The organism is Arcticibacterium sp. (genome assembly GCF_055134445.1).
Window position 1 is genome coordinate 92938 of record NZ_JBSRVI010000135.1, and the last position, 6827, is coordinate 99764.

5 protein-coding genes are annotated in these 6827 nt (G+C 36.7%); 3 read left to right on the forward strand and 2 right to left on the reverse strand.

Features of this window, described 5'->3' with window-relative positions; translation table 11 throughout:
• The first annotated feature begins 52 nt into the window (after positions 1-52).
• Complete coding sequence (locus ACTBZY_RS17755; RefSeq protein ID WP_463047697.1) at positions 53-1159, forward strand: D-TA family PLP-dependent enzyme; 1107 nt, start codon at positions 53-55, stop codon at positions 1157-1159.
• A gap of 2 nt (positions 1160-1161) precedes the next feature.
• Positions 1162-1536, forward strand: a complete 375-nt coding sequence (locus ACTBZY_RS17760; RefSeq protein WP_463047698.1) for a co-chaperone GroES — start codon at positions 1162-1164, stop codon at positions 1534-1536.
• Here the strand turns inward: ACTBZY_RS17760 and ACTBZY_RS17765 are convergent.
• Positions 1528-1944, reverse strand: coding sequence for a thioredoxin family protein (locus tag ACTBZY_RS17765; protein ID WP_463047699.1), 417 nt, complete (start codon positions 1942-1944; stop codon positions 1528-1530). The genes ACTBZY_RS17760 and ACTBZY_RS17765 overlap by 9 nt on opposite strands.
• Positions 1941-3266: a thioredoxin family protein gene (locus tag ACTBZY_RS17770; protein ID WP_463047700.1), complete on the reverse strand. Its 1326-nt coding sequence runs from the start codon at positions 3264-3266 to the stop codon at positions 1941-1943. Before ACTBZY_RS17770 ends, ACTBZY_RS17765 begins: the two co-directional genes overlap by 4 nt.
• A gap of 170 nt (positions 3267-3436) precedes the next feature.
• On the opposite strand from ACTBZY_RS17770, the gene ccsA reads away from it, so the two are divergent.
• Positions 3437-5962 (forward strand): cytochrome c biogenesis protein CcsA, encoded by a 2526-nt coding sequence (gene ccsA / locus ACTBZY_RS17775; RefSeq protein WP_463047701.1) that lies wholly within the window; start codon positions 3437-3439, stop codon positions 5960-5962.
• Positions 5963-6827 lie beyond the last annotated feature (865 nt).

A 6827-nucleotide genomic window follows, 5' to 3' on the forward strand; every position in this document is an offset into this window, starting at 1 on the left:
TATTATCCTTCTATTTGATATTACTTTTGAATAACAAAACACCCTCGAATACATGAATTGGTACGACATTGAAAACATTGACGAAGTAGATTCTCCATCCCTTGTTTTATATGAATCACGTATGGATGCCAACATCCAAAAAATGATTTCCATGGTGAATGGCAAAGTCGAAAACCTTATGCCACATGTCAAAACCAATAAAACACCTGAGGTAGTTAAAAGAATGGTGGATGCTGGAATTGTCAATTTCAAAGCCTCAACCATTTCAGAAGCAGAAATAGCAGCCGAACAAGGTGCCTCTGAAGTGCTGATAGCTCATCAATTGGTTGGTCCCAAAAGAAAGCGACTCGTAAAACTTATAATGGCTTATCCAGCAACCATATTATCCACCATCATTGATAATCTTGATTCTTTAGATAAACTAAATTCTTTAGCTATCGTCCAAAATATCACCATTGATTTTTATATAGACATCAATAATGGGATGGACAGGTCTGGTATTAAATTAGGAGCTGTTTTAGATGAGCTAATAGCCCAAATCCCTAGTTTCAAAAACATGCGTTTCAAAGGACTCCATGTTTATGATGGCCATCTTCATCAAAAATCTTTTGACGAAAGAAACACCAAAGTAGAAGCTGGTTTTGTGGAAGTAGAAAAACTCTTTGCTAGGCTAGAAACAAAGTTTAATGGTATTAAATTAATTTCGGGTGGTACGCCATCTTTCACTTCTCATTTGAAAAACTCTCACCGAATAGCCAGCCCTGGAACCTGCGTATTTTGGGATTGGGGTTATGAAGAAAACATTGAAGAACAAAGTTTTGATGCAGCGGTCTTGCTAGTTACCAGAGTTATTTCAAAACCTACCGAAGACATTGTCACCATTGACCTTGGTCACAAATCTGTAGCCGCAGAAAACACGATTGACAAAAGAGTGAAATTGTTAAATTTGACCGATTATAAGTTGCTTTCGCAAAGTGAAGAACATGGTGTATTGAAAGTTAAAAACTGGGAGTCAATAAAAGTAGGAGACGTTTTTTATGGAATTCCTTATCATATTTGCCCTACAGTAAACTTGCACGACGATCTTTCTGTTATAAAAGACAATCGCAAAGTTGATACCTGGCAAATAACTGCCAGAAGGAGAAAAATTAATATTTAGAAATGGAAATCACACCAGATAATAAGTTGAAACGACTAGAAGTAGTAGGGGATAAAATATTAATTAAACCTAAAAATCACTCTGGAAAAACCAATTCAGGTTTATTCTTACCACCCACGGTTACAGAAAAAGAAGAAGTGCGTAGTGGTTATGTGGTAAAAGTAGGTCCTGGGTATCCATTGCCAAATCCTGTGGAAGACGAGCCATGGAAAGGAACAGAAGAAAAAGTAAAATATATGCCATTACAGGCAGAAGAAGGCGATGTGGCTATTTATTTGCAAAGACACGCTATAGAAATCCAATACGAAGGAGAGAAATATGTTATAGTACCGCAAAGCTCTATTTTAATGCTAGAACGCTCAGAAGATCTATTTTAAGCTTAAAGCAAAGTCTGCCTCTTCTATCATTCCATCTGGCGTAAACACGCCTTCAAGGCGATATAGTACTTCCCCATTTGGCTTTAAGAAAAGGTAAGTGGGGTATGCATTTATATTATAAAGCCTTGCTATTTTAGCCCCTTCTGGACTCTGAATGTTTACCTTATAATTCACAAATGAGGCATTGTATTTTAGGCCAACGGCTTCTTTATTAAATACCTCTGCCTCCATTTTTTTGCATGGTCCACACCAAGTAGCGAATAGGTCTACAAAAATAATTTTATGCTGATTTTCGGCCTCTTTCTTTATAGATTCAAAGTCATAGGTCTCTCCCAATTTAAAGTCTATTCCCTCCGAAGCAAAAACTCCAATTAAAGTCAGTAAACAAAAAACTATTACTCCTTTCATTTTATTTTTTGAAATGCTTGTTTGAACGAGCTTGTTTCTAAATCCGCTTTTTGAGCTATTTTCAGGGCTTGTTTCATCGCTTTTCTAGCATCTTTATTTCTTCCTGATTTTTTCAAAAGAAAGGCGTACGTCTCCCAGTTAGCCGGTGTCGGATCTAATTTAATGGCATAAGCAGACCATTTAATCGCATTTTTAAAATCCATGTCGTCTGATGCCATTTCATAGTAACCTCTAGCAAAATCATTCAATTGAAAAGAAGCAGCTTTAGCAGCACCGTTTTCTAAACCGGCCAACATAGACTTAAATCTTTCGGTGGATTCTGGAATACCTCTCTCCTTAGCCATCCTTTTAAATTCAGAAATAGTAAACTCCGACTCCTTATTAAAGTCTTCCAAACTTTTACTCAATATTTGGGTTGCTTCTTCTTGTGCAATTAGTTGAAAGTGTGGAAAGTTTTTAGTTAGCTTGGCATAATCATACCTAAACTGCCTTTCTTCCGCAAAAGCAGCTTCCATACTGTATGAGGTGGCATGTACCGCGTCAATAAGCACATCGAAAAGTTGATCGTCTTTGTTTTGAACAGCTTTTCTAAAAGTAAATTTCTTTGAATTAGAAATACCTTTCATGATAGCTTTCTGCTGGGATTCGGTCATCATCATGAATCTAGAAAGACTCTCCGATAACACATAAAAACCCTTAGAAGACACCGATGTTACATTATCTGAAATTAAAGAAAGTACCTTTTCTGTTTGAAGTTCGCTCTCGGGAACAACTTCTAAATACCTGTCTAAGATAGTAGGCTGAGAACCTTCTTCATAGCTTTTCCGCTTTAAGTATTTATACAAGAAATCAGGGTCGGAGGAGCCTTTTTCATATGTTTGGTCTAAAGTACTTATCGGGATAAAGTGCTCAAAAGCTCTCTTAGCCTTAACGGCCTCAATCAACAATTTATGTGAAGACTGAAATCCAACAAGTTTTGAAACGATTTCTCCTTGATGATTAAGAAATAAATAGCTTGGATACTCTTCTATCCCATACTTTTCAACCAAATCCTTCCCTTCTTTTGAGTCTGTATTGATTTTGAGATTAACAAAACTCTCGTTAAACTCGCTTCCGACATCTTGTTTTACAAACACAGAATTTTCCATGGCCCTGCATGGTCCGCACCATTCCGCATAAAAATCCAAAAAGATAAGTTTGTTATTATTCTTAGCCTCCAAACTTGCCATACCAAAATCACTATGGCCAAAGTTTAGTCCCTGTGCGTTCACGGAAAACGCAAAGAAATAAAAAACAAAAAGATTTAAAGCCTGCTTTCTCATACTTACAAAACGAAATATATAATTCAAAATTAGTCAGATCCGCTAAAGTTCAGATTCAGCCCATTGCCATGAGATATTTAGAAGACAAAAAGGTGGAATTCAATCCATTTCCACGCAGCATATTGTCCATTTCATAGTACCTTTGATGTAAATTTAAGAGATATCACTTCATGCTACGACCTTATTTAGGAAACATTGGCCATATACTTACTATTTTGGCATTTATTAGTTCTTTAATGGCCACTTATGCCTACTGGCAAGCCTCTAAAGAAACGGAATCAAAGACGTTTTGGAAAAAATATGGCAATGGCATATTCCTAGGTCATACCGTTTTTGTGGTAGGTATCTGCCTAGCTCTTTTTACGATAATTTTTAATCATTATTTCGAATACCATTACGCATGGGATAATACTTCCTGGAGTTTGCCTTTGGGCTATGCTATTTCATGCTTTTGGCAAGACCAGGAAGGCAGTTTTCTGCTCTGGATTTTCTGGAATTCCATTATCGGTTGCATTCTAATCCTTCAATTCAGAAGTAAATCCAAGCACCTAACTTTAGGTTCTCCGAGCATGATGATAGTTTCCGGGATTCAAGCCTTCTTAACTTCCATGATTTTAGGCGTGGTTTTCTTTACAGAATATAAAATAGGAAGCTCCCCATTTCTTACACTCCAGGAAGTTAACCCTACAGCTCCAATATGGGCTCTAGACCCAGATTTTATTCCTAAAGATGGTAATGGATTAAATCCTCTACTTCAGAATTATTGGATGGTTATTCACCCGCCTACACTGTTTTTAGGTTTTGCACTCACCATGGTACCATTCTCACTGGCTCTAGCCTCCCTTTGGAAAAAAGACTACACAGGTTGGCTTTCGATAACGCTTCCATGGACTTTATTAGCATCGGTAGTTTTAGGAACGGGGATTATAATGGGAGGTGTTTGGGCTTACGAAACCTTGAATTTTGGTGGATATTGGAACTGGGATCCTGTGGAAAACGCCGTTTATGTACCTTGGATAATATTAGTCGCCTCTTTTCACACACTCTTTTTTGCACGTAAAAGCAGCTCTGCTTTAAAGTACTCCTATATCCTTATTATTGCCCAGTTTATATTAATTCTATATTCCACGTTCTTAACAAGATCTGGAATCTTAGGTAATGCTTCAGTGCATTCCTTTACAGATTTAGGCCTATCAGGTCAGTTATTACTCTACCTTTTAACCTTCCTCTTCGGAGCCATTATTTTGGCCGCTTTAAGATGGAAAGAACTGCCTAGAGATGATAAGGAAGCCTCTTTATACTCTTCAGAATTTTGGCTCTTCATGGGTGTTTTAACACTCGGATTGGCAGCATTTCAGGTTATCATTACCACTTCCATTCCTGTTTATAATAGTTTGGCGGAATCTTTAGGATTTGATTTAAATATGGCCTTGCCATCCAATCAGATAGAACATTACACCACATTCCAAATGTGGCTCTTCATTGTCGCTGTCATTTTAATGGGAATTGCTCAATATTTCTGGTGGAAAAAAATTAAAGGTGAGAGTTTCAAAGCTTTAAGCACCCCACTGCTAATATCAATGGTCTTATCCATGTTAATCATACTGCTGACAAAAGTAGATGATTGGAAATATGTAATTTTAGTATCAGGTTCCATATTTTCTATTGTGGTCAATGCTTCTATCTTAATTGACCTTTTCAGTGGTAAAATAAAAGTAGCCGGCGGAGCCATAAGCCATATTGGTGTTGCCTTAATGTTACTAGGTATTATGTTTTCATCTGCCTATGAAAAAACTGTATCCATTAACACTACAGCCACAGAACTTTTCTCGGACTCCGAAAAGGAGAGTAGAGAAAATGTATTATTATGGCTTAACAGACCCTATGAATTACCGGATTTTTCATTAACCTATAAAGGTCAATTTGTTGACGTTAGAGAAGTACCTGGCTATATTGAAAAAAGATTTATACAACCCGTAATTGGTTCGGGTTATAAAGGAATTGCAAGAGCAGACATTGTAGATGGCTCAGACACACTTAAATATCGTTCGGACACGGTCAAGTATGAGGCGGAGAATACTTATTATCAAATAAGCTACGAGCTTAAAAATGGCGATAAATTCAATTTGTATCCTAGATATCAAATTAATGAGAAAATGGGTAATGTCGCCTCGCCAGATATCAAACGCTTCTGGAATAAAGACATCTATTCTCATGTGAACTACGTTCAAAACGAACAAGAACGTGAATGGACTATTCCTATGGATTATCAAGTGGCTTTAAGAGATACATTCTTCTTAAATGATTATGTTGCCATTTTGGATGATGTTATTGGTGTAAGAGAAGTAGATGGCATGGTCTTAAAAGAAGGGGATGCCGCCGCCATGGCCAGCCTGAGAATATTAGAAAGGGATGGTGAAAAACTATTAAGACCCACTTTCGTTATTAAAGACAATCAAGTTTGGAGCAAACCTGTGGTAAGCAATGAATTGGGTCTTAAAGTTCAATTGAACCAAATTGACCCGTTGACTGGCAATTTTACATTCGGTATCTCCAGAAGCGAAAGAGAATATATTGTGTTAAAAGCCATTGAAAAGCCATTGATAAATCTACTATGGCTTGGTATCATTCTCCTTATTATTGGCATTGCATTCTCATCATACAGAAGATTCAGAATAGCCTTAAGAAAAGAATAATTTATCCTTACTAATTGTGTTAATGTTTTCTCCTCAAAAGAGATTGCATTAACACATTTTTTATGCTCTTTAAACGCATAAACACTCCCCAGAATATCGCATTGGATAGCTTCTTACCTTCAAGCAATTCCAGCAGCTTTACCTCGTACTTTCCTTTTTTAGTTATGCTAAATCCTGTTTTTAGTTATGACCAAATAGAGCATTCTCTAAGATTTAGTCTGTCATTATGTGGACTTCTTCAATTATCAATAAGTAATGCCTATTCTAAAACATAACTTATTCGTTGATAAACGAAAGTGATTAGTCAGAATGGGTCCTGAACTACGCAATAGCTTTTTTAGTTGCTAGCAGAAGTCTCAAAAGCAATAAATTTCCCCCAATTAAGAATCATACACCTCTACATGAGTTCTTTCATTTGAGAAACTAACTAACACAGTTTCTGCGTTACTGTGGCGGGGGATTTAACTTTAGAACCCAACCATTATTAAGGAGTAATCGATTTTCATTGGCTACTAAACTGTAAGAAAAACTGGCTTAAAAGCCTTTCATTGGATTACAACACTTTCCCGGGCATTATTACAAAACCCTTTGACCCTTAGGTCAAAGACATCAGCAGATTCCTTCAACCCGGTTTATACATTGCAGAATCGTAATGAGTTTTAAAGTGGAATAAATCAGACATTTAAACAAGATTATCATAGCGGTTTACCCTCAGCTAATGTCGAAGGGTTCTAGTAATGGACCAAGAACAAAAGTTGGGGGATAGCTGTTAAATTCTGAATTTTGGAGAAATTTAACATCTATAAAATTGGAAGAACTAGTAAAGCTATTGTTGCCCGAATTGTTAGTCGATAATTTCAATCTG

What these genes read in the sequence shown, in the direction of transcription:
- ACTBZY_RS17760 (WP_463047698.1), top strand. Translation starts at nt 1,162, where the DNA reads ATGGAAATCACACCAGATAATAAGTTGAAACGACTAGAAGTAGTAGGG.
- ACTBZY_RS17770 (WP_463047700.1), bottom strand. Translation starts at nt 3,266, where the DNA reads ATGAGAAAGCAGGCTTTAAATCTTTTTGTTTTTTATTTCTTTGCGTTT.
- ACTBZY_RS17765 (WP_463047699.1), bottom strand. Translation starts at nt 1,944, where the DNA reads ATGAAAGGAGTAATAGTTTTTTGTTTACTGACTTTAATTGGAGTTTTT.
- ccsA (WP_463047701.1), top strand. Translation starts at nt 3,437, where the DNA reads ATGCTACGACCTTATTTAGGAAACATTGGCCATATACTTACTATTTTG.
- ACTBZY_RS17755 (WP_463047697.1), top strand. Translation starts at nt 53, where the DNA reads ATGAATTGGTACGACATTGAAAACATTGACGAAGTAGATTCTCCATCC.